The sequence below is a fragment of the Lachnospiraceae bacterium KGMB03038 genome (assembly GCA_007361935.1).
GTDB lineage: Bacteria > Bacillota > Clostridia > Lachnospirales > Lachnospiraceae > Massilistercora.
In genome coordinates this window covers 2,700,080-2,723,453 of record CP041667.1, presented here as the reverse complement: position 1 = coordinate 2,723,453, position 23,374 = coordinate 2,700,080, and the positions used below count along the sequence as shown (strand labels likewise).

The following is a 23,374-nucleotide window of genomic DNA, read 5'->3' as shown; positions in this document are numbered from 1 at the left end:
TGCCAATTTTTGGGGGTATAATACTTCCAGACACAACCCCTAAGGAGGAAATAGTATGGGGATAGGCTTTAAGCGCGCAAATCAAAAGGAAATCGAGACTTATGAGATAGAAAGGAGTCCGATCACCCGGTATCAGCCGGATTACCGGGATGGTCTGACAAGCGCCCAGGCGGCGGAACATATGGCCGCCGGATGGTCCAATATACCGGTGGATCCGCCGGCCCAGACAACGAAAGAAATCATTCATGAAAATGTATTCACATATTTTAACTTGATCTTTACTGTGCTGGCAGTATTAGTCTGTCTGGTGGGATCCTTTCGGAGTCTGACTTTTATGCCGGTGGTCATCATCAATACCCTGATCGGGATCATCCAGGAGGTGCGGGCAAAAAATGTGCTGGAGAAGCTGAACATGCTCAATGCGCCGCATGCCCTGGTGATTCGGGATGGAAAGATGACATCCATTGATTCGGAAGACTTGGTATTGGATGATATCGTAGTCTTTAAAGCGGGAAACCAGGTGTGCGCGGACGCGCAGGTCGCGGCCGGCGAAGTCCGGGTCAACGAGTCTCTTCTGACCGGTGAGTCTGACGAGATCGTGAAGAAGCCCGGGGATCATCTGATGTCAGGAAGTTTCATTGTATCCGGGGAATGTTATTCCAGATTGGAGAATGTGGGACCAGATTCCTATATTTCAAAATTGACACTGGAAGCCAAGGCGATCAAGAAGGGAGAGAAATCAGAAATGATCCGCTCCCTGGACAAGCTGGTCAAATTTGTGGGAATGGCTTTGATCCCTATCGGAACTCTGCTGTTTGTCCAGGGGTTCTTTTTTAACCACGAGACGTTCCGGGACAGCATCGTATCTATGGTGGCCGCGGTGATCGGTATGATCCCCGAGGGATTGTATCTGCTGGCCAGCGTGGCGCTGGCGGTCAGCTCTATCAGGCTGGCCCAGAAGAAGGTGCTGCTGCATGATATGCGGAGCATTGAGACGCTGGCGCGGGTCAACGTGCTGTGTGTGGACAAGACAGGAACCATCACAGAGAATAGCATGAGTGTGAAGAAACTGGTTCCCACGGAGCATTACGATGGGGAGAAAATGCCGGAATTGGCTAAGATGGTGGGCGATCTGGTAAAGCCTATGAGCAGCGATAACGCTACTATGGAAGCAATGAAAGAATTTTTTACAGAGGGGACCGGAAAGGCGCCTGTGAAGGTGACTCCGTTTACTTCTGTTACAAAATACAGCGGCGTTTCTTTCGAGGATCAGGCATATGTGCTGGGAGCGCCGGAATTTGTTCTGCGGGAAGAGTATGGCGCGTATGAGTCTCAGATCATGAATTATGCCAGAAGAGGATACCGGGTACTGGTGTTTGGAACCTGCGGCAGTATCACAGAAGGCCAGAGACTGTCCGAAAAAGTGACGCCCCTAGGGTATGTTCTCCTGGCGAATCCCGTGCGTAAAGAGGCGCCGGAGACCTTTGCTTATTTTGAAGAGCAGGGAGTGGAAGTGAAGGTGATTTCAGGGGATAACCCGATGACAGTGTCAGAAGTGGCAAAAGAAGCTGGAATCGCGGGGGCGGAAGAATATGTGGACGCCACTACTTTGCAGACGGAAGAAGATATCCAGAACGCGGTTGCCAGATATACAGTATTTGGGCGTGTGACTCCGGCTCAGAAGCGCCAGTTTGTCCAGGCGCTGAAATCCCAGGGCCGGACGGTAGCGATGACGGGAGATGGAGTCAACGACGTACTGGCGTTGAAAGACGCGGACTGCAGCGTGGCGATGGCATCCGGAAGCGATGCGGCGGTGCAGGCATCTCAAGTGGTCCTGCTGGAATCTAATTTTGCCTGTATGCCATCGGTGGTATTGGAAGGGAGAAGAGTGGTCAATAACATCCAGCGGTCGGCAAGCCTGTTCCTGGTGAAGAACATTTTTTCCTTCCTGCTGTCCTTGTTCTCGGTCGTATTTATGATCACTTATCCATTGGAACCATCCCAGGTTTCTTTGATCAGTATGTTTACCATCGGCGTTCCGGCATTCTTCCTGGCTCTCCAGCCAAACAAAGAGCTGATTCAGGGACGTTTCCTGACGAACGTATTCCTGAAAGCGCTTCCTGCCGGACTGACCGATGTGATAGCGGTAGGAGCGCTGGTGGTATTTGGCCAGACTTTTGGAGTAGCTTCTTCCGATATTTCTACGGCGGCTACTATGCTGCTGGCCATCGTAGGATTCCTGATCTTGTTCAGGATCTGTCAGCCCATGAATGTGATCCGAGGGATCGTGTGGGTTATATCCGTGGCAGGGCTGTTAGGCTGCAGCATTTTCCTGCCGGAGTTATTTGCCATCAGCGGAATGTCCACAGAATGTATCATGCTGTTTGTGGTATTCTCCATTGCCACAGAACCGGTGCTGCGTTATCTGACTATGCTGGTGAGCGGATTAAGGAACTTATTTCAGAAAATGGTTAACAAAAAAAAGAAGACGGCCTGAAACATCAGGCCGCTCTGGGGAGGATCAGATATCCAGGATATTTCCGTCTAGATCTTTCCAGATAAAAACATGATCATAGATCATGTACCCGCGAGCAGATCCTTCCTTGGGGATAGAGACGGAACCCGGATTCATGTAAGTATAGCCGCCCATGTCCTGATTGGCGGGCACGTGTGTGTGACCATTCAAAAGGATGTCGCCCTCTTTTAGCATGGGAAGATTCCCGGGATGGTACACATGGCCGTGGGTGGCGAAGATTGTCTGTCCATCCAGGTCCAGCAGGCAGTATTCCGCAAGGATGGGGAATTCTAAAACCATCTGGTCTACATCGCAGTCACAGTTGCCGCGGACACAGAGCAGATCTTGCTTCAGAGGGTTCAAAAGAGCGATCACAGCCTTGGGATCATATTCTTCCGGAAGGTCATTGCGGGGACCGTGATAAAGCAGGTCGCCGAGCAGCAGAAGCCGGTCCGCTTTTTCCCGGCGGTAGGCTTCCACCATCTTCCGGCAGTATTTGGCGGATCCGTGGATATCCGATGCGATCATCAGTTTCATAATCAATACCTCGCTTTTTTATAAAGTGTACGGGTATAGTTTACCATAAATAAATCAAGATTCAAAGGAGAGAAGGATGGACAAGAGACTGAGAATAAGCCGGGCTTCTTATGAGGATGTTCCCAAGATCATGGAGATCATGGAGACGGCGAACCGATTGGTGAAGGATGAGGAATGGTTTTTCATGGACACAGAGGAATTTACCCGCCAGCATATCGAAGAGAAAGGGTTTACTTTAAAAGCAGAAGAAGACGGATGTATGGCCGGATTCTTGTCGGTTCGATTCCCAGGAGAAGAACATGATAATCTGGGAGTCCATCTGTCTCTTTCAGATGAAGAAATGAAGCAAGTGGCCCATATGGAGACGGCGGCAGTCCTGCCGGAGTATCGCGGGAGAGGGATCCAGAAGAGCCTCATGTGCAAAGCGGAAGAGATCCTTCGGGATATGCCCTATCATTATCTTATGGGGACGGCCCATCCGGACAATACATACAGTGTAAATAATTTCCTGAAGCTGGAATATGATATCGTAGACGAAGGGCTGAAATACGGCGGCCTGCCCCGGTATGTGTTCTGTAAGCGGGTGTGACTGCTATGATCCATGGAATCGTATTTGATATGGACGGACTTCTTTTTGACTCGGAACGGATCGTACAGCGGGCATGGGAAACGGCAGGAAGAGAATTGGGAATCCCTGATATGGGGAGTCATATCTATCATACGCTGGGGATGAACCGGAAAGGGAGAAATGAGTATTTTGCCAGAGCGATCGGGGAGGATTTCCCTTTTGAGGAATTTGGAAGGCGAAATAGAAAGGCGTTTGTCCGGATTGTGGAAGAAGAGGGCCTTCCTATGAAAACAGGGGCCAGAGAACTTCTGGAATATGTAAAAGCAGAAGGTTATAAGGTGGGCATAGCTACATCTTCCAGCGGCGATTATGCCAAAGGGAATCTGATACAGGCCCGCATTTATAAATATTTTGACGGAGGCGTCTTTGGAGATATGGTGACCAAGGCGAAACCGGACCCGGAGATTTATCTGGCGGCCTGCCGGAAGATCGGCGTGTCACCGGGGGAGTGTATGGCGCTGGAAGATTCCCCGGCAGGGATCCGCTCGGCCAGCAGGGCTGGGATGATACCTGTCATGGTGCCTGATCTGGTGGAACCGACAGAAGAGATAAGGAAGATGGCCTACGCGGTATGTAAAAGTCTCTGGGAAGTAAAGGGACTGCTGGAAGAACTGAAATAGAGAAAAGAACAAGGCCGGCAAAACTGCCGGCCTCAAATTTCTTAAGCTTCTGGCGCAAACATGTCTTTGCCGACGCCGCAGATCGGACAAACCCAGTCCTCCGGGATATCCTCGAAAGCGGTTCCAGGAGCGATTCCATTATCAGGATCACCAACTTCAGGATCATAGACATATCCGCATGGTTCACATACATATTTCTGCATTACGATTTCCTCCTTGTTTGATTTGATTAAAATTTATTTCCACAATCCAAGGCGCATACGCGGTATGGGCCGAAGACTGCAGGAATCGTTTTGTTATCTGGCTTCCCACCGGCCGGAAGCGCCGCAGGGGAGCACAAGACCGCTGTCGCGGACAGGAAGTCCGATCTCCTGGGATTCCACATGGCCCGGAACCTTTTTTAATTCTGTACTGAGCATATAAGTCAAAACTGCCGGAGCAAGCCCTGTGGTATAGGAATTGATCAGGAAAAACAAGGGCCTGTCGGACAGAAGCCGGGCGCACAGTTTGATCAGCGGGTGGATGGCGTCTTCGATCTTCCAGATTTCCCCCTTAGGTCCTCTGCCGTAAGAAGGGGGATCCATGATGATGCCGTCATAGTGGTTTCCTCTGCGGATCTCCCGCTCTACAAATTTCACACAGTCGTCTACCAGCCAACGGATCGGACGGTCGGAAAGGCCGGAAGAAGCGGCGTTTTCCTTAGCCCAGGTGACCATCCCTTTGGAAGCGTCCACATGGGTGACGCTCGCACCTGCCGCGGCGGCGGCCAGTGTGGCGCCTCCGGTGTAGGCGAATAAATTCAGGACTTTGATGGGACGGCCCGCGTTTTTGATCTTATCAGAGCACCAGTCCCAGTTCACAGCCTGCTCCGGGAAAAGTCCGGTATGTTTGAAGCTGAATGGCTTCAGATTAAAGGTTAAGTCCCCATAATGGATCTGCCACTGTTTGGGAAGATGAAAGAATTCCCACTCACCGCCGCCTTTTTTGCTGCGATGGTAATGGCCGTTCTTATTTTTCCAGCCAGGATCTTTCTTGGGGGTGTCCCAGATCACCTGAGGATCTGGGCGGACCAGGAGATATGTTCCCCATCGTTCCAGTTTTTCCCCTTTGCTGCAGTCTAATACTTCATAATCTTTCCAATTGTCGGCGACCCACATATCCTGACCTCTTTCTTTCCTCTTGTCTTTCTGCATTATAGCATGACAGCGCGGAAAATGGAAGTATTGAAAATATCTATAAATAGAGCCATATATAAAAAAACTCTATTTGAAGGCTGGGGCCGGTATTTATATAATGGAATAAGGGTAATTGAAACTGCGAAGCGCATATAGAACGGAGGGAAAACGCTCATGTTTATCGATATGCATATGCATGAAATGACTTATTCCAAAGACAGCTTTCTGAGACTGGAACAGATCGTGGAGATCGCCAGAGAGAAAGGGCTTGGAGCGGTCTGTATTACTGACCATGACAGCATGGGACTGAAGGAATACGCGGAAGAATATTCCCGCAGGGTAGATTATCCGATTTTTGTGGGAATTGAGTTTTTTTCGCTGCAGGGTGATATCGTGGCTTTTGGAATAGAAGACTACCCTAAGAAACGAGTAGATGCACAGGAATTCATTGATCTGGTGAAGGCTCAGAATGGAGTCTGCTTCGCCGCGCATCCTTTCCGCAATAATAACAGGGGGCTGGAAGAGAATCTGCGCTGGGTAAGAGGATTAGACGGACTGGAAGTCCTGAACGGCAGCACTTCTCTGGAGGCGTGCCAGAGGGCTGAGAGATATGCTAGGGAACTGGGACTTTTCACTCTGGGCGCCAGCGACTGCCATGTTCCGGAGAAGGTGGGCGTATACGCCACCTGGTTCCCGAAGGAAGTCCGCGGGATGGACGAATTCCTGTCTGTGTTCCGTGAGGGAAAGATGGAGCCGGCTTACTATGCCAATGGAACTTATCACAGGGTTCCCCAAGGCGCCCTTAACGCGCTGGACCGCCGCTTGGCTGACGCGGTATAGCCTGGCGGGATAGGGACAAACGATTATTGGAAATGTAGAAAAACCCGTTTACCTTTTCAAATGTTGGTGATAAAATAATCTATAACTGCGAAAAAGTGGATGGGATTAGGAAAAAGAAAGGTGGAATTTACATGATCACAGTAAACGCAATGGGAGATAATTGTCCAATCCCAGTCATCAAGACAAAGAAAGCAATGGACGCGCTCACCGGGCCGGAGACTATCGAAGTCCTGGTAGACAATGAGATCGCGGTCCAGAATGTAACGAAGATGGCAAAAGGCGCGGGCGGAGAAGTTTCTTCAGAGAAGCTTGGCGAAGCCAGCTTTAAAGTAACGATCCAGATGCAGGGAGCGCCGGAGAACGTTCAGGAAGAAGACCCGGCATGTGCTCCGGATGCCAGGAGCAGCACGATCGTTGTTGTTTCTTCTGACCGTATGGGAGAAGGAAACGATGAACTGGGCAAGGTATTGATGAAATCTTTTATTTTTGCTGTTACACAGTTGGACCAGCTGCCAAAGACTATGCTGTTCTATAACGGCGGGGCGACTCTGACCACAGAAGGATCGGATTCCCTGGAAGATCTGAAATCTCTGGAGGCACAGGGCGTAGAAATCTTGACATGTGGGACCTGTTTGGATTACTATGGACTGAAAGAGAAACTTGTGGTAGGCGGCGTCACAAATATGTACAGTATTGTTGAGGCTATGGCTGGCGCTGGCAGGATCATAAGACCATAGGATACAAGAATTTATAGGGAGCGGACCTCTGTGTCAGCAGAGGTCCGCTTTTTTCTAAAGAGAACATGCAGGTATAGTTGGGAGGAAATGAAAATGAAGACGGAAGTCAGACTGACGCAGCTCAGCAAAACCGCCGGATGAGCGGCAAAGATCGGTCCTGAGACCCTTGCCCAGGTTCTGGGCAGGTTGCCAAAATTTCATGACGATAACCTGATCGTAGGGATTGAGACTTCTGATGATGCGGCCATCTATAAAGTCACAGATGAGATCGCTATGATCCAGACGGTGGATTTCTTTACGCCTATTGTAGACGACCCGTATATGTTCGGACAGATCGCGGCTGCCAATTCCTTAAGCGATGTGTGGGCGATGGGAGGAGAGCCGGCGGTGGCGCTGAATATCGTAGGGTTCCCCAATTGTCTGGATCCTGCGATCCTGGGAGATATCCTGGCGGGAGGCGCGGATAAGGTAAAGGAGGCCGGGGCGGTCCTGGTAGGAGGCCATTCTGTGCAGGACGACGAGCCAAAATATGGGCTTTGTGTATCTGGCTTTGTACATCCGGAGAAAATCTTCAAAAATTATGGGGCAAGGCCGGGAGACGTTCTGATCTTGACTAAACAGATCGGAAGCGGCGTGATCAATACCGCGGTGAAGGCCCAGATGGCTTCTGAGGGAGCCAGAAGGGAAGCGGAAACCGTGATGGCGTCTCTCAACAAGAAGGCAAAACAAGTGGTGGAGAAATATGATGTATCCGCTTGTACGGACATTACAGGCTTCGGACTGCTGGGGCACTGTGTAGAAATGGCTTCCGCCAGTCAGGTGACCTTTGAGATCAAGGTAAAAGACGTGGCATATATGGAAGACGCCATTGCCAGCGCGAAAATGGGGCTGGTTCCGGCAGGAGCCTATAAAAACAGGGGCTATTCCATTGATAAGGTCGATGCTGGGACGACAGAGGAGCATTATCTGGATCTACTGTATGACCCCCAGACATCGGGAGGGCTTTTGATCGCCGTTTCGCCTGAGGAATCCGCGCAGATGATGGAAGATTTCGCGAAAGCGGGGATGGAGACCAGAGTTTCCATGATCGGGAATGTATCGGAGAAAAGCGATAAGCTGATCCGTTTGAGATAGTCAGGAAAGGAAAGAAAGAGATGGATAAAAATAATCTGTACCGGAAGATCCCCAAAGTAGACCTGCTTCTGGAGAAGGAAGAGATCCAGGATCTGATCGGTCGCTACAGCCGGGAGACTGTCATGGAGGCGGTCCACACAGAGACAGACAAGCTTCGGCGTTATATCGGCCAGTGCAAGGAAGAATCTGAGGCTCTTGCTCGGATCGAGGGACTGACAAAGCGGATCGCCCGGACGGTGGAGGCTATGCATACGCCGAATATGCGGATGGTCATCAATGGAACGGGGACGGTCCTGCATACTAATCTGGGGCGGGCGCCGATCCGCCGGGAACACATGGAGAAGGCGGCGGAACTGGTCAGCGGCTACTCCAATCTGGAATATAACTTAGAAGAAGGCAGAAGGGGAGAGCGGTATTCCCATTTTGAAAAACTGCTGTGCCGGCTGACGGGAGCGGAGGCTGCAATGGCGGTCAACAATAACGCGGCGGCGGTCATGCTGATCTTGAGTTCTCTGGCAAAAGGCGGAGAAGCCGTGGTATCCAGAGGGGAATTGGTAGAGATCGGCGGGAAGTTCCGCATCCCTGATGTGATGGAGCAGAGCGGGGCCACATTGGTAGAAGTGGGGACCACCAACAAGACCCACTATCAGGATTATGCAGATGCCATCACAGAGGAAACAAAAGTGCTTCTGAAGGTACACACCAGCAACTACCGGATCGTAGGTTTTACGGAGACGGTAGGGATCGATGAACTGATCCCGCTGGCAAAGGAGCATGAGATCCCGGTGGTGGAAGACTTGGGAAGCGGCGTCTTGATCGATCTTAGCAAGTATGGGATCACCTATGAGCCTACGGTACAGGAGTCCATCGCCAAAGGAGCGGACGTGGTCTGCTTTAGCGGCGACAAGCTTTTGGGAGGCCCCCAGGCGGGGATCATCATCGGAAAGAAGAAATACATCGACCAGATGAAGAAAAACCAGCTTACCCGCGCCCTGCGGATTGATAAATTCACCGCGGCCGCGTTGGAACTGGTCCTGCAGGAATATCTGTCAGAAGAAAAAGCAGTGCGGAGAGTTCCGGTACTTCAGATGATCACCAAAGACTATGAAGAAATCCAGAAGGAAGCCCGGAGTCTGTGCAGGATGCTCAGACGGGCAGGCCTTCCGGCGAAGATAGAGACCATAGCCTGTCAGTCGCAGATCGGGGGAGGCTCTCTCCCGCTGGAGCGCCTGGCAAGTGTGGCGGTGGGCATCCGGCCGGAGAAGATCAGTGTGGCGGAACTGGAAGAGCGGATGCGCCATCTGCCGGTGCCCATCATTCCGAGGACAGCCAATGACACGATCCTTTTAGACGTAAGGACCATCGGCAGTCAGAATTTCAAACGAATTGTGGAGCAGTTCCGGGATTACAGACTTTTGGAGGAAGACTGCGAGATTACAGCAGATTAGGAGCGAACAGATATGAAGAATATCATCATTGGAACGGCCGGCCATATCGACCACGGCAAGACGACGCTGATCAAGGCGCTGACCGGAAGGAACACCGACCGCTGGGAAGAAGAACAAAGAAGAGGGATCACTATAGATCTGGGTTTTACTTATTTTGACCTTCCGGGCGGAGACCGGGCAGGCATCATTGATGTTCCTGGACATGAAAAGTTTATCAATAATATGGTTGCCGGTGTTGTGGGAATGGACCTGGTACTTTTAGTGATCGCCGCGGACGAAGGGATCATGCCTCAGACCAGAGAACATGTAGATATTCTGCATCTTCTTGGAATTGAGAAAAGTATTATCGTGCTGAATAAGTGTGACCTGGTGGATGAAGAGTGGCTGGAGCTGGTAGAAGATGAAGTCCGGGAAGAGCTGGAAGGCACATTTCTGGAAAATGCCCCGGTGGCAAAGGTTTCAGCGGCTACAGGAGAAGGGCTGGAAGAACTGATCGGATTGATCCAGCAGATGACAGGGGACGATCTGGAGACGAAAGATATCCATACGATCCCAAGGCTTCCGGTAGATCGGGTTTTTACTCTTTCCGGATTTGGGACCATCATTACCGGGACGCTGGTATCCGGTACTATTACGAAGGATGATACTCTGGAAATGTACCCGGTGGGGAAGGAATGCAAGATCCGCAGCATCCAGGTGCATGGAGAAGATAAAGATGTATGCTACGCCGGCCAGAGAGTAGCCATTAACTTATCTAATGTGAAGAAAAAAGAGATTTTCAGAGGCTGTGTCCTGGCGCCTAAGAACAGTATGAAGAATACAGACCTGCTGGATGTGAAGCTGAACGTTCTGGATTCTTCTATGCGGGTGCTGACCAACCATACAAGGCTTCATTTCTTTACGGGAACCAGCGAGGTCCTCTGTCGGGCGGTCCTTTTGGATAAAGAAGAGATCGGGCCGGGAGAAAGCGGGTATGTGCAGCTTAGGCTGGAAGAAGAAGTCGCGGTGCGCCGGGGAGATAAATTTGTAGTCCGTTTTTATTCCCCGATGGAGACCATTGGCGGGGGCGTCGTCCTGGAACCCAATCCCGGCATAAAAAAACGGTTCCATCAAGAGGTGATCGATGAATTAAAGAGAAAAGAATCCGGGTCTGTGGCAGATGTGATCGAGCTGCATATCAAGGAGCATGGAAAGACGCTGGTCACACTGGCGGAACTAGCCTCTCTGACCGCCCTTTCCGCGGATGAGATCAAGGAGGCGGCTCAGGAACTGCGCGAGCAGGGCCTGATCCATACCTTTGAGCTGAAGAAAGATACCTGGCTGTGGCACGCGGATTCCAAGAGAGCGGCCCAGCAGGAGATCCTGGAGGCGCTGACCGCCTATGAGACTAAGTATCCCTATCGCTATGGGATGAAGAAAGCGGAGGTGCAGGGGATCTATTTCCAGAAGATCAAACCCAATCTCTTTGACAAGGTGATCGAGCTTCTGGAGGAAGAAGGGTGTGTAAAGAGGGAAGGGGAATTTCTGTGCACGCCGGAATTTGAGGTCAGAAAGGACGGAACCTATGAGAAGGTATCCGCGGTCCTTCTGAATACATTTGAAAAAGCACGGTTTGATTTTGTCAGGTACTCAGAGATCGAACTGCCGGGAGTAGACCGGGGGACTGGGGATGATATCCTGAATATCCTTCTGGTGGAAGGAGCAGTCGTAAAGGTGACGGACGATATGTATACGCTTAAGAGCTATATGGAAGAGGCGCGCCAGGTTATCTGTGAAAAGCTGGCGGAAGATCCGGTCATCACGATCGCGCAGGTCAGAGACATCTTTGGAACCAGCAGGAAGAGTGCGAAACCGATCCTGGAATATATGGACGGTCTTAAGGTGACAAAGAAAACCGGAGCGGAAAGTGAGAGGGTGGCGTATTAATGAATCTAAAACAGTTAGAAGCTTTTGTACAGGTCGCGGAGGGCGGAAGCTTCTCGAAAGCGGCCAAGGAGCTGTTCCTGACTCAGCCTACCATAAGCGCTCATATCGCGGCGCTGGAAAAGGAGCTGAATGCCAGGCTGTTTGTGAGGAACACTAAAGAAGTCAGTCTTTCTGATGACGGCAGAGAACTCTACAAGTACGCGAAACAGATCATCGATCTTCAGAAGAAGATAGAGGAAAGATTTGAGACAAAGGGCGCGGAAAGCAAACACTGCATCACCATCGCGGCGTCCACGATCCCGGCCCAGTATCTGCTTCCCAAAGTTCTGAAACGGTTTAACGAGCGATATCCAGATGAACAGATCAAGATCCAGGAATCTGACAGCAGCAAGGTGGTGACGCAGATCATAGACCATATGGTGGATGTGGGATTTACAGGAACGGTGCTGGAGAAAAAGCACTGCAGATATCTTCCGTTTTATAAGGACCAGCTGGCTGTGATCACGCCGAATACGGAGAAATACCGCCGGTTAAGAGAAGAAGATAAGGGAAAGATCGACTGGATCTTAGAAGAGCATCTGATCATGCGGGAAGAAGGATCAGGAACCAGGAAGGAAGCGGAAGAACAGCTGAAAGCGGCGGGAATCCCGGTGGAAAAGCTGGATGTGATCGCCAGTATCGGCAATCAGGAGACTATCAAGAAATCGGTCCGCCAGGGAATGGGCATCACCATTTTGTCAAGGCTTGCCGCGGCAGATGAAGAAGAAGCGGGTCTGCTTCTGACATTTCCGATTCCGGGCGCGGATGCGGGAAGAGATATTAACCTGGTATATAATAAGAACTATCAGTTATCCAGGTCGGCAGAGCGCTTTATCAGAGTGGTCAAGGAAGTTTACTTAAAACAAAATTGAAAAAGGGGCTGGATCCAGAACGGATTCAGGAAGGCCGGAGTTATAGAAAAAATCTATAAATCCGGCTTTTTATCGGAGGATTCAATTAGACGAAAAGATTATATCGTTTTATACTGAATATAATGGAGGAAAGGAAGGGACAGACGATGATATATCTGGATAACGCGGCGACGACCATGCGGAAACCGGAACAGGTGATCCAAGCGGTAGTCCAGGCTATGACCTCATTGGGAAATGCGGGGCGAGGAGCAAACGAAGCTTCCCTTAGCGCGGCAAGAGTGATTTACGATACAAGAGAAAAACTCTGCCGCTTTTTTCACGGAGAGAATCCCAGACAGATCGTATTTACCAATAATTCGACAGAAAGCTTAAATATTGCTATCAAAGGACTTCTGGAGCCGGGAGACCATGTGATCACCACAATGCTGGAGCATAATTCGGTTTTGCGGCCTTTATATGAGATGGAGAAAAAGGGCGCGGCGCTGACGATCATAAAGGCGGACAGGCAGGGAAGGTTCAGTCTGGATGAAATGGAAGGGGCCATTCGGCCGGAGACCAAGATGATCGTGTGTACCAATGGCTCGAATCTGACAGGAAATTATATTGATATCAGCCAAGTGGGCGAGATAGCTCGCAGACATGGATTATTATTTGTAGTGGACGCCTCCCAGACGGCGGGGGTATTCCCTATTGACGTCCAGAACATGAATGTGGATGTGCTGTGCTTTACCGGGCATAAAGGAATGTTGGGGCCTCAGGGGACCGGCGGGATGTATGTTCGGGAAGGACTTGAGATCAAGCCGCTGAAAAGCGGCGGCAGCGGAGTCCAGACCTACAGCAAGACACACCCCAGGGAGATGCCTACCGCGCTGGAGGCGGGAACTCTGAATGGACACGGCATCGCGGGCCTGCGGGCGGCTGTAGAATATATTGAAGAGACCGGGATCGATACGATCCGCGCCAGAGAGCAGGCATTGATGTGGAGATTCTACGAAGGAGTGAAAGACATTCCGAATGTGACGATATATGGAGATTTCAGCGGAAAAGAGCGGTGCGCCATCGTTGCGCTGAATATCGGCGATTATGATTCTTCCGAAGTGAGTGATGCGCTTCTTACTGAATATCAGATTTCTACCAGACCAGGAGGACATTGCGCCCCCCTGATGCATGAGGCTCTTGGAACGGTGGAACAGGGGGCGGTAAGGTTCAGTTTTGCCCATTACAACACAGAGGAGGAAGTGGACTTTGCCATTAAGGCGGTCCGGGAACTGGCACAGGAAGACTAGGGCTGGTTCCAGAACAATTCTGTAAAGGAACAGGAATGAGTGTTAGGAGGAATAAAAGATGAATTTATCTGATTCAAAGAAAAAACTGGCGCTGGCCGGTGTGCTCTGCGGTCTGATCGCGGCGTGTCTTGCCTATTTTGGCAACCCGGCCAACATGGCATTTTGTATTGCCTGCTTTATCCGTGACACAGCAGGGGCGTTAGGGATGCATCAGGCAGAAGTGGTTCAGTACGCGCGTCCAGAGATCATTGGACTGGTACTGGGAGCTTTCATTATTTCAGTAGCGACAAAAGAATATCGTTCCACAGCGGGTTCATCCCCGATGATCCGTTTTGTGCTGGGAATGATCATTATGATCGGATCCCTGGTATTCTTAGGCTGCCCGCTTCGTATGATCATCCGTATGTCTGCGGGGGACCTGAACGCGTGGGTTGCCCTGATCGGTTTTGTGCTTGGCGTTGGTACCGGCGTGTTCGCGTTAAAGAAAGGCTTTAGCCTGGGGCGGGCTCACACAACGCATAAATCAAGCGGAACTGTGCTTCCGATTTTGATGGCAGGGATTCTGGTGCTGGCGCTTTGCACGTCATTATTGAAGGCCAGCGAGAGCGGTCCTGGAAGTATGCACGCCCCGATCATCCTGTCTTTGGTGGGAGGACTTCTGTTTGGCGCGTTCGCTCAGAAATCCAGAATGTGTTTTGCAGGAAGTATCCGGGATATCATTTTAATGAGGAATTTCGACCTCTTTACCGTGATCGCGGGATTGTTTGTGGTCATGCTGGTATTTAATATTGCTACCGGGCGCTTCGTACTTGCCTTTGATACACCGGGAATCATCGCTCATTCAGAGCATCTGTGGAATATCCTGGGTATGTACGCGGTAGGCTTCGCGGCCGTTCTTGCGGGAGGCTGCCCGCTTCGCCAGCTGATCCTGGCGGGACAGGGGTCTTCTGATTCCGCGGTTACGGTGATCGGTATGTTTGTTGGAGCCGCGCTGTGCCATAACTTCGGCCTGGCAGCCAGCGGAACAGCTCTGGATGCCAAGACCCAGGAAGTGGTTGCGGGAGCTGTGCCTCTCAACGGCAAAGTTGCTTGTATCATCTGCATCATCGCATGCTTTGTGATCGCGTTTACCAACAGCCGCAAAGAAGAGAAATAAAGCGATATCGCGAAAATTGGATTGCAAACTTGATAGAACCGTAGTATTCTAGGAAAGAAGGTAAGAAAATATGAAAGAAGTAGATGCAAGAGGTCTTTCCTGCCCTGAGCCGCTGATGCTTACGGCAGAAGCACTGAAAGGAGCCGCTGAGCCGGTGAAAGTATTGGTATCAGAACCACATCAGAAGATGAACGTGGAAAAATATGCGAAAGACCATGGAAAGAAGTCGACTTCTGAGGAAAAAGACGGATATTTTGAAGTGGTGATCGAGTAAACATGAGGAAGAAAGAACTGAAGTTAGTTGTAACCTTCCATACCACAGCGGACGCTATGGCCATGGAAAAAGCCTGCAAAGAAACAGAGACACCGGGCCGGATCATTCCGGTGCCCCGTGCGATCTCCGCAGGCTGCGGACTGGCCTGGTGCGCGGATCTCTCAGCGAGAGAAGAGATCAGGAAAATGATGGAAGAAGCCGGGATCGAACCGGAAGAACTGCATGAATGTATGGTATAGGTTCAATTGGGGCCGGGGGATTTTTAAAAATCCCCCGGCCCCAATTGTCCGTTCAGACACAGATAAAAACATTTGAAACACGGATGCCGACATTTCAGACAAAATCTATTGATTGATTTTTTTCAGAAGGTAAAATAGGTACAGAATGATATTTGACCGGGGAGAAAAAAGAGAAAGGAATGAGAGAAATGGCGGAAACGAAAGAAGGAAAGAAAAAGATATCGATTTCCCTCACGACCCAGATTTTGATCGCTACCATCGGAGGCATCGTGTTTGGAGCGTTGGTGGGAGAATGGGCAGGAAACCTGAAATTCATCGGAGATATTTTCCTGCGCCTGATCCAGATGTCAGTGGTGCTTCTGGTTATGTCCTCTGTGGCCGCGGCCGTAGGAGGCGGAGATGGAAAAGACGTAGGGAAAATGGGGGTCCATACGATTAAATGGATCGTCTTTTTTACAGCGATCGCGGCTGTTCTTGGCGTGATTTTGTCTACGCTGGTCAAACCGGGGCTTGGAATCGACTTGTCCGGAGCGGAAGAGATCTCTGAGACGGCTGTGGAAGCGTCATCCCTGCAGGATACGCTGCTGAACTTTGTGCCTACGAATATTGTAGAGTCAATGGCTGACGGGTCTATGGTTCCCTGCATCGTATTCGCGATTTTCTTTGGCGTAGCTATGGGAGCATATACGCGCCAAAGCGGAAACCGCAATATGGCGGACTGGGTGATCGGCTTAAATAAAGTCATCACCAATATTATCAAAACTGTAATGTATATCGCGCCCATCGGAATCTTCTGCCTGTTGGCCGATGTCGCGGGAACGACAGGATTCGCGGTAATCATCCCGATGGCTAAATTCCTTGGAGTTCTCCTGATCGGAGATATAATCCAGTTCCTGATCTACGGACCGATCACAGCTGTGATCTGTAAGGTAAATCCATTAAAAATGCCGAAGAAATTTGGCAAAATGTCTCTGATGGCAGTGACCACCACTTCTGGAGCGATCTGCCTGCAGACCAAGATGGAAGATGCGGTCATGAAATTTGGCGTCAGCCGTAAGGTTGCCGATTTTACCGGACCGATCACCATGTCCATGAACAGCTGCGGCGCCGCGATGTGTTATGTGACGGCGATCTTCTTCATGGCCCAGTCTACCGGAATCACCTTGGAGCCGTACCAGATGGGAATGGCGATCCTGCTGTCCTGCCTGATGTGCCTGGGGACGATTTCTGTGCCTGGCGGTTCTGTGATCGTATACACATTCCTGGCTTCTTCGCTGGGACTTCCAATGGACAGCATCGCGGTCCTGATCGGAATCGACTGGTTTGCCGGAATGTTCCGTACATTGATGAATGTTGACGTGGACGTTATGGTAGGAATGTTGGTGGCCAATAAACTGGGTGAACTGGATCTTGATGTATATAATGATAAGAAGCAGGTCTCTTATTATTAATCCACTATAGCCAATCACTAAAATAAATCATACAAAGCTTTCGCGAAGCCCCGGCGGACCCTTGGAATCTGCCGGGGTTTTGCTATATTCTTGCTACATTTTAGGGTTTATGATACCATAGAGAAAACAATTCCGGGAAGCGGAGGATGAAGGAAAGAAAAGATGCACGCAAACAGTCTTATATATGAACTGATTTTGAATATTGGGCTTCTCCTTTTGGTGGGAACGCTTTTGTCCAAGCTTCAGATCGTGCAGAACGCAATATCCCAGGAGAGAAGGAGCTGGAAAAGCCAGGTGTTTCTGGCGGCCATCTTTGGCTGCATCATCATCCTTTCTGTCTATACAGGCATCGAGATAGACTCTTACAGTATGAATACAAGAGTGATCGGGGCGATGGCCTCGGGAATACTGGGAGGACCTGTGGTGGGGCTGTATGCTTCGCTGATCGGGGCGGTATATGCCTACTTTTTCTCAGGACCAGAGGTGTTTGCTATGGCCTCCTCTTTTTCTACGGTCTTATTCGGGCTTTTGGGAGGCGGATTTTATCCCTATTTCCAGAGAGGAAAATGGAAATACCGGGATCTCTTCCTGCTGACCTGCTTTGCGGAAGTCTGCGATATGATCTGTATCCTGCGGCTGGTATCTCCTTTTAGTCTGGCGATGGAGACTGTGATCCGGGTAGGGGCGCCAATGACCTTGATGAATTCTATAGGAATTTTGATCTTTATATCCGGTTTTAATAATATTTTCATCAGACAGGATATTGAGAGCAGCCGCCAGCTCCAGCTGGCATCAGATCTGTCTAAGAAATGTCTTCCGCTGCTGCAGAATGGGCTGCGGGCGGGGGAAGACATCCGGAAGCTGGCTCGAGTCATTCTTCAGGAGACGGCATGGGCAGGCGTGATGATCACGGATAAAGCAAAGATTTTAGAATGGCGCCAGGAAGATGAAGAGATGGACTATCAGCCGGTGAATGAGACGGATATTCCAGATATCGGTATAAAGGCCATGGGAGAAGGAGAGTTGGTCATTATGTATCAAGTCCCCAAAGATAGTTCTTGGTACGAGTTTATGCGGCATTATTCCATGATCGCGGCGCCTTTTCGCGTAGAAGACCAGTCGGTGGGCTGCCTTATTGTCTGGTCGAAGAAAAGGTGGGTATTCCGGCAAAGCGAGGTAGAATTGATACAGCATTTGGTTGAGCTTAGTTCTTTTCAGCTTGCCATGTCAGAGCTGGAGCATCAGAAAACCCTGCGCCAGCAGGCGGAATTCAAGGCTCTGCAGTTTCAGGTGAATCCCCATTTCCTATTTAACGCTTTGAACACGATCGCCTGTGTGTGCAGAGAAGACGCAAAACGGGCAAGAGAATTCCTGGTGATCTTAGCTGATTATTTCCGGTATAATCTGGATGGGAGCCGCTATATGGTGCCGATGGAAGAAGAGCTGGAGCATGTAAAGGATTATCTGGAGTTGGAAAAAGGCCGTTTCGAGGATAAGCTTTTAGTGACTTATGAAGTTCCGGAACAGATGGATATCCTGATTCCTACCCTGATCCTTCAGCCGATCGTGGAAAACGCGGTCCGTTACGGAATCAACCGGGAAGGAAAACGGATCGTTAAGATACGGATCGTGGAAGAAGAAAAAGCCTTCCTGGTGCGGATCAGCGATAACGGAAGAGGATTTCCGCCGGAAGTTCTGGAGAAACTGGAAAACGGAGAGTCCGTAGGGAAAAGCATTGGACTGACTAATGTTAATCAGAGAATGAAGAATACCTATGGAGAAGAAAATGGAGTAAAGATTACGAGCGCTTCCTGTGGAAGCTGTGTGGAACTTAGGTTTATCAAGGGGGCTGCAAAGGAGGGTAATAGTGAGGATAGCGATCGTTGATGATGAGAGACCCGCAAGAAGTGAATTAAAACATCAGCTGGAGGAACTCCTTCCAGACGCTGTGATCGAAGAAGGGGATTCTGGAGCGGCGGCTCTTGTATTGGCCGGGAGCGGAAGATACGACCTGTTTTTCCTGGATATTAATCTGGGGGATATTGACGGGACTGTTTTGGTAAACGCTATCCGAAACATGCAGCAAGGGGTAAAGATCGTGTTTGTCACGGCTTACTCAGAGTATGCGGTCACGGCCTTTGAATTGGGAGTAGAAGATTATGTGCTCAAGCCTTATGATAAAAAGAGACTGAAAAAGGTGCTGGATCGCTGCTGCGGGGAACCAGCGGTGAAGCCGCGGGCAATGCAGGCGAAAAGAATCGCTATTACCCATGAGGGGAAAACGGTGTTTGAGGAGATTGATAAGATCATTTATATTGAGACCTACAACAGAGGATGCAAGATCCATACGGAAACAGGCGAGTATTTTGAAGGGAAGAACTTAGGGGAATTCGAGAAGAAGCTGGAAGGAAGGAGATTCTTCCGGTGCCACAAAAGCTATCTGATCAACCTTGAGAAAGTGCGGGAAGTATTTCCCTGGGGAAACAGCAGCTTTGGCCTGCGGATGCGGGGATGTGAAGATACTGTCCTCCCGGTGGGAAGGGAGAAAACAAAACTGCTGCGGCAGATGCTGGGATGGTAGCGTCCCCTGGATTTGGACGAAATAGAAAAGCGGACGGAAAAATCAATAGGGCTGTGGATTTCGCGATATGGGAATCCGCAGCCCTATTCAGGGTCATCCTTTATTGTACCTTGCATCTCATACTCCTTCTACAAAGGTATCCAGCACATGGGGCAATAGTTTGTCGCTGTATTCAGACAGAGAGTACTTTCCCTTGAACAGGGCCCAGTCATAGAGAACGGCCCTTTCATACATGGCATAGATATCCATCAGTTCTTCCGCGGTGCTGGTATTCTTGAATTCTCCCCGCTTCAGCCCGTCTTCCAGGATCTCCGTGACCCATTTGAAATAAAAGCGTTTTTGGTCGGCCAGAGATTTTTTATCTTTCGTGATGAGCTGAGAGGAATAAAGATACGCCAGCAGCTTGATATCTACGCTGGTCTCGATCATATAAAACAGCTCATGATTTAAAAACAACAGTTTATCGTAGGCGGATAGATTTGGATCGATCACAGCCGCCAGTTCTTCATACTTTTCATCAAACAGATAAGACAAAGAATTCAGGAGCGCCTCTTTGCCTTTGAAATAATGATAAAATGTGCCCTTGGAAGTCCGGGAGGCGGCAATGATATCATCTACAGTCGTTTGGTCATATCCGTTTTTGTAAAACAGATTCCAGGCCGCCTTGACGATGCGGCTCTTGGTCGATCTCCTTTTGCGCGGCATTGGCATCAGTCCCTTCAAAGTTGATAAATTTATAGAAATAGAAGCGGATTATGAAAAATCCGCTTCTATCCTTTTTGTCATGAAATATTCCGTTCTTTCCGCAAGCGGCGATTAGCCAACCTGGAATCCATATTTCAATGGATCTGTCGGGTCGATCAGATATGTAGCGACACCTGTCAGGTAAGCGCTTCCGGTGATCATCGGAATAACCGCGTCGTAATCGGCAACCTTTGTGGTCTCTTTGATCACACCTTTGAATAAGCTTCCCATGAAGCTCTCATAACGGAATTCTTCGCCTACTTTAATCTCTCCCCAGTGATGCAAAGTAGCAAGTTTCGCGCTGGTACCAGTTCCGCATGGAGAACGGTCAGCCATAGCATCTCCGAAGATAACTACGTTTCTTAAGTCAGCTTTGTCTGGATTTGGAGTCGGGCCATAGAACTCAACCAAGTCAACAGTGTCGATGTCCAGCAGAGGATGTTTTACCGGGATCTCTTTGTTGATGACATCCAGCATCTTCATTCCAAGAGCGGTGTAAGCCGGAACGCTCTTAGCGTTGATCTCGCCAATATCAAGCTGTGTTGTGTCTACCAGAGCGAAGAAGCTTCCGCCGAAGGAGATCGTGAACTTGATCTCTTTGCCGTCGATGGTCACAGTCTGGTTCTCTTTGTAAACGAAAGCCGGTACGTTTGTCAGAGTTACGCTCTCAACTTTTCCGTCTTTCACGATAGCCTTGGTACGGATCAATCCGGCGGGAGCGTCCAGAACAACTTCGTTTTCTCCCTCGTGAGACTCAACAAGACCTGCTTCAACAGCAACGGTAACCGCGCCGATGGTGCAGTGTCCGCACATGTTCAGGTATCCGCCTGTATCCATGAACATAACGCCGAAATCAGCCTCTTTGTTGACAGGCTCGCACAGGAAAGCGCCGAACATATCGTGATGTCCTCTTGGCTCGAACATCAGAGCGGTACGAACGTTGTCGTAATTCTCTTCCATCCATTTTTTCTTTTCGATCATAGTGTTGCCCTGCGGCTCCGGGAATCCGCCGATGACCATACGGCAGAACTCGCCTTCGGTATGGGCATCTACAACCTGAAGAGCTGCCTCAAACCGGTTGAAGTTAACATTTGCTTTTAACTCCATAATAAATACCTCCTTAAAGTAAATGAAATACTTCTTTCTTATAGACATAATCTATAAGACTGCGGGACCATGAAAGAAAACCCCCAAGTTTTCAGCCTGTCCCATCCCCTGATGTGAATACTTTAACGACAGAAAATTAACAAATAGACTGCGTTCTAGTATCTCGTTCAGTTCGTTATCTTTATTATGGCCGAAAAGCCTTGAAAAGTCAACGCCTTTTTGATATTATAAAAATAGTCAAAAATGGTTGAAATAAAAGGGAATGTGTGCTATTGTAATAGGGCGTGAGACAAACGCATGGGGGTAGATGGGTGACTGGTGTGCCTCCTAGTCTTCAAAACTAGTGTGGGGCGTTAAGAGCGTCCTGGGTGGGTTCGATTCCCACATGCCCTCGCCAAAAAAGAACCAAAGCATGTTAAAAAAATAGCATGTGATACATATAGATAGATTTTATAGATCAAATCAGTTTTGTATTGAGGGGAAGAATAAGTAAGGAGACCAGAGCGTTTCGTTTTACTTATATAAAAAAGAAAAGGAGATATGTGTCATGGGAAATGTACAGTTGTTATTGCGTCAGCATGTGGGCGCACCCTGCGCGCCATGTGTAAAGGTTGGGGATGACGTAAAAAAAGGTACGCTCATCGCGACTCCTACCGGACTTGGAGCTAATATTTTCTCCAGTGTCTATGGAAAAGTCGCTGAGATCACAGACGATAGGATCATCATCGAGCCTGCGGACGAGCAGCCGGATGAGTTTGTGCCGATCGACGTACCTGCGGATGCTTCCAAACTTGATATGGTGAAAGCGGCAGGAATCGTTGGAATGGGCGGAGCCGGATTCCCGACAGGCGTCAAGCTGAATATCAATCTGGCGGAGACTCCGCTGGCAGAGCTGGATCCGGAGATCAACCCGGAACTTCCGGCAGATTTCAAACTGGAGCACAGCTATATCCTGATCAACGCGGCAGAGTGCGAACCTGGACTGGAGCACAATATCAAGCAGCTTGTAGAGCAGACAGATAAGGTGATCCGTGGTGTGAAATACTGTATGGAGATGACTCACGCAGATAAAGCGATCTTCGCAATCAAGAAGAAACATCACGAGGCGATCAAACATCTGGATGCGGCGCTGAAAGGCGAGCCCGACATTTCCATGCACTTCCTGGCGGATATCTATCCGATGGGTGAGGAACGTGCAGTAGTAAGAGAATGTCTGGGAATCAATCTTACACCAACCCAGCTTCCGTCAGCAGCAAGATCTGTTGTAGTGAACCTGGAAACGGCCGCTAAAGTGGCTGAGGCGATCGATGAGAAGAAGCCATGTATCAGCAAGAACCTGACTGTTCGTGGAAAACTCAACGGCGGCAACGCTGCTCACGTATTCATGGACGTACCTGTTGGAGTCAGCGTAGGCGAGCTGATTGAGAAAGCTGGCGGCATTGATGGAAAATACGGTGAAATTGTTATGGGCGGAGCCTTCACAGGAAAGTCCACAACAGAAGATGAGCCGATCACCAAGACTACAGGAGGAATCCTGGTCAGCGTTGAGTTCCCGGATCTTCATGGGGCAAACGTGGGAATCCTTGTCTGTGCCTGCGCCGGAAGCGAAGAGCGCTTAAGAGAGATCGTGCAGAAGATGAACGGCAAAGTCGTATCTATGTGCAGATGCAAACAGGCTATCGAAAGCAAGCCGGGGGCGCCGCTGAAGTGTCTGCGGCCGGGCAATTGTCCTGGACAGGCTAAGAACAATATCCAGTTCAAGAAGGACAAATGTGAATATATCGTGATCGGAAACTGTTCCGATTGTTCCAACACGGTAATGGCTTCCGCTCCGAAGATGGGCCTGAAGGTATTCCATCAGACAGACCATGTGATGAGAGCGGTTGGACATCCTCTTTACAGAACCTTGAAAGTGTCTAAAGAGGTCAGCCAGGATATTGATTTCTAAAATATCCAAGGTATTACTGCTGCCTGTGGCAGGGCGGGGGACCCCCGATTCCCCTGCTGGGGAGGAGCGAGAGGTGTCTCCCCGGCCGCAAGCGGTTGTATATATAACATCTTATTC

22 protein-coding genes are annotated in these 23,374 nt (G+C 49.7%); 17 read left to right on the top strand and 5 right to left on the bottom strand.

The features are described 5' to 3' along the window. Positions 1–55 precede the first annotated feature (55 nt). On the top strand, positions 56–2,497 hold the full coding sequence (locus FND36_13370) for a cation-translocating P-type ATPase (protein QDW74949.1): 2,442 nt from the start codon (positions 56–58) through the stop codon (positions 2,495–2,497). Positions 2,498–2,521: 24 nt separating this feature from the next. Here FND36_13370 and FND36_13365 read toward each other — a convergent pair whose 3' ends face one another. Further along, entirely contained in the window at positions 2,522–3,052 is a 531-nt protein-coding gene (locus FND36_13365) for a phosphodiesterase (protein ID QDW74948.1), read from the bottom strand. A gap of 76 nt (positions 3,053–3,128) precedes the next feature. Here FND36_13365 and FND36_13360 point away from each other — a divergent pair, with 76 nt between their 5' ends. Continuing rightward, complete coding sequence (locus tag FND36_13360) at positions 3,129–3,641, top strand: GNAT family N-acetyltransferase (protein ID QDW74947.1); 513 nt, start codon at positions 3,129–3,131, stop codon at positions 3,639–3,641. 5 nt (positions 3,642–3,646) lie between these two features. Next, on the top strand, positions 3,647–4,300 hold the full coding sequence (locus FND36_13355) for an HAD family phosphatase (protein QDW74946.1): 654 nt from the start codon (positions 3,647–3,649) through the stop codon (positions 4,298–4,300). A 41-nt stretch (positions 4,301–4,341) separates the two neighbouring features. On the opposite strand, the gene FND36_13350 is transcribed toward FND36_13355, so the two are convergent. Together FND36_13350 and FND36_13345 are read right to left on the bottom strand one after the other, a co-directional pair. Then, complete coding sequence (locus FND36_13350) at positions 4,342–4,503, bottom strand: rubredoxin (GenBank protein ID QDW74945.1); 162 nt, start codon at positions 4,501–4,503, stop codon at positions 4,342–4,344. Between the two features lie 93 nt (positions 4,504–4,596). Continuing rightward, complete coding sequence (locus tag FND36_13345) at positions 4,597–5,457, bottom strand: SAM-dependent methyltransferase (GenBank protein ID QDW74944.1); 861 nt, start codon at positions 5,455–5,457, stop codon at positions 4,597–4,599. A 192-nt stretch (positions 5,458–5,649) separates the two neighbouring features. Here FND36_13345 and FND36_13340 point away from each other — a divergent pair, with 192 nt between their 5' ends. From FND36_13340 to FND36_13280, 13 genes are all read left to right on the top strand, one after another. Next, a complete protein-coding gene (locus tag FND36_13340; GenBank protein ID QDW74943.1) occupies positions 5,650–6,315 on the top strand; it encodes a PHP domain-containing protein in 666 nt (221 codons plus the stop codon). A gap of 131 nt (positions 6,316–6,446) precedes the next feature. Beyond that, a complete protein-coding gene (gene yedF, locus FND36_13335) occupies positions 6,447–7,052 on the top strand; it encodes a sulfurtransferase-like selenium metabolism protein YedF (protein QDW74942.1) in 606 nt (201 codons plus the stop codon). Positions 7,053–7,139: 87 nt separating this feature from the next. Continuing rightward, complete coding sequence (selD, locus tag FND36_13330) at positions 7,140–8,186, top strand: selenide, water dikinase SelD (GenBank protein ID QDW74941.1); 1,047 nt, start codon at positions 7,140–7,142, stop codon at positions 8,184–8,186. A gap of 20 nt (positions 8,187–8,206) precedes the next feature. Continuing rightward, positions 8,207–9,634, top strand: coding sequence for an L-seryl-tRNA(Sec) selenium transferase (locus FND36_13325; protein QDW74940.1), 1,428 nt, complete (start codon positions 8,207–8,209; stop codon positions 9,632–9,634). A gap of 12 nt (positions 9,635–9,646) precedes the next feature. Next, a complete protein-coding gene (selB, locus tag FND36_13320; GenBank protein ID QDW74939.1) occupies positions 9,647–11,560 on the top strand; it encodes a selenocysteine-specific translation elongation factor in 1,914 nt (637 codons plus the stop codon). Next, a complete protein-coding gene (locus FND36_13315; protein ID QDW74938.1) occupies positions 11,560–12,471 on the top strand; it encodes a LysR family transcriptional regulator in 912 nt (303 codons plus the stop codon). Before selB ends, FND36_13315 begins: the two co-directional genes overlap by 1 nt. A 146-nt stretch (positions 12,472–12,617) precedes the next feature. Then, positions 12,618–13,757 (top strand): aminotransferase class V-fold PLP-dependent enzyme, encoded by a 1,140-nt coding sequence (locus tag FND36_13310; protein ID QDW74937.1) that lies wholly within the window; start codon positions 12,618–12,620, stop codon positions 13,755–13,757. A 58-nt stretch (positions 13,758–13,815) separates the two neighbouring features. Then, positions 13,816–14,913 carry a YedE-related selenium metabolism membrane protein gene (locus FND36_13305; protein ID QDW74936.1) on the top strand — a complete coding sequence of 366 codons (1,098 nt, stop codon included), beginning with the start codon at positions 13,816–13,818 and terminating at the stop codon, positions 14,911–14,913. 70 nt (positions 14,914–14,983) lie between these two features. After that, the gene (locus tag FND36_13300; GenBank protein QDW74935.1) at positions 14,984–15,187 is read left to right on the top strand and encodes a sulfurtransferase TusA family protein; all 204 of its coding nucleotides are present in this window, start codon (positions 14,984–14,986) and stop codon (positions 15,185–15,187) included. Between the two features lie 2 nt (positions 15,188–15,189). Continuing rightward, the gene (locus tag FND36_13295; GenBank protein ID QDW74934.1) at positions 15,190–15,426 is read left to right on the top strand and encodes a DUF3343 domain-containing protein; all 237 of its coding nucleotides are present in this window, start codon (positions 15,190–15,192) and stop codon (positions 15,424–15,426) included. A gap of 188 nt (positions 15,427–15,614) precedes the next feature. Further along, positions 15,615–16,877 (top strand): dicarboxylate/amino acid:cation symporter, encoded by a 1,263-nt coding sequence (locus tag FND36_13290; protein ID QDW74933.1) that lies wholly within the window; start codon positions 15,615–15,617, stop codon positions 16,875–16,877. Positions 16,878–17,039: 162 nt separating this feature from the next. Then, complete coding sequence (locus FND36_13285) at positions 17,040–18,764, top strand: sensor histidine kinase (GenBank protein ID QDW74932.1); 1,725 nt, start codon at positions 17,040–17,042, stop codon at positions 18,762–18,764. Further along, on the top strand, positions 18,745–19,458 hold the full coding sequence (locus FND36_13280; protein ID QDW74931.1) for a response regulator transcription factor: 714 nt from the start codon (positions 18,745–18,747) through the stop codon (positions 19,456–19,458). The genes FND36_13285 and FND36_13280 overlap by 20 nt, the downstream gene beginning before the upstream one ends. 117 nt (positions 19,459–19,575) lie before the next feature. On the opposite strand, the gene FND36_13275 is transcribed toward FND36_13280, so the two are convergent. Beyond that, positions 19,576–20,163 (bottom strand): TetR/AcrR family transcriptional regulator, encoded by a 588-nt coding sequence (locus FND36_13275; protein ID QDW75637.1) that lies wholly within the window; start codon positions 20,161–20,163, stop codon positions 19,576–19,578. Positions 20,164–20,274: 111 nt separating this feature from the next. Next, a complete protein-coding gene (locus FND36_13270; protein ID QDW74930.1) occupies positions 20,275–21,309 on the bottom strand; it encodes a proline racemase in 1,035 nt (344 codons plus the stop codon). A gap of 547 nt (positions 21,310–21,856) precedes the next feature. On the opposite strand from FND36_13270, the gene FND36_13265 reads away from it, so the two are divergent. Then, entirely contained in the window at positions 21,857–23,257 is a 1,401-nt protein-coding gene (locus FND36_13265; GenBank protein QDW74929.1) for a proline reductase-associated electron transfer protein PrdC, read from the top strand. Positions 23,258–23,374: the final 117 nt, after the last annotated feature.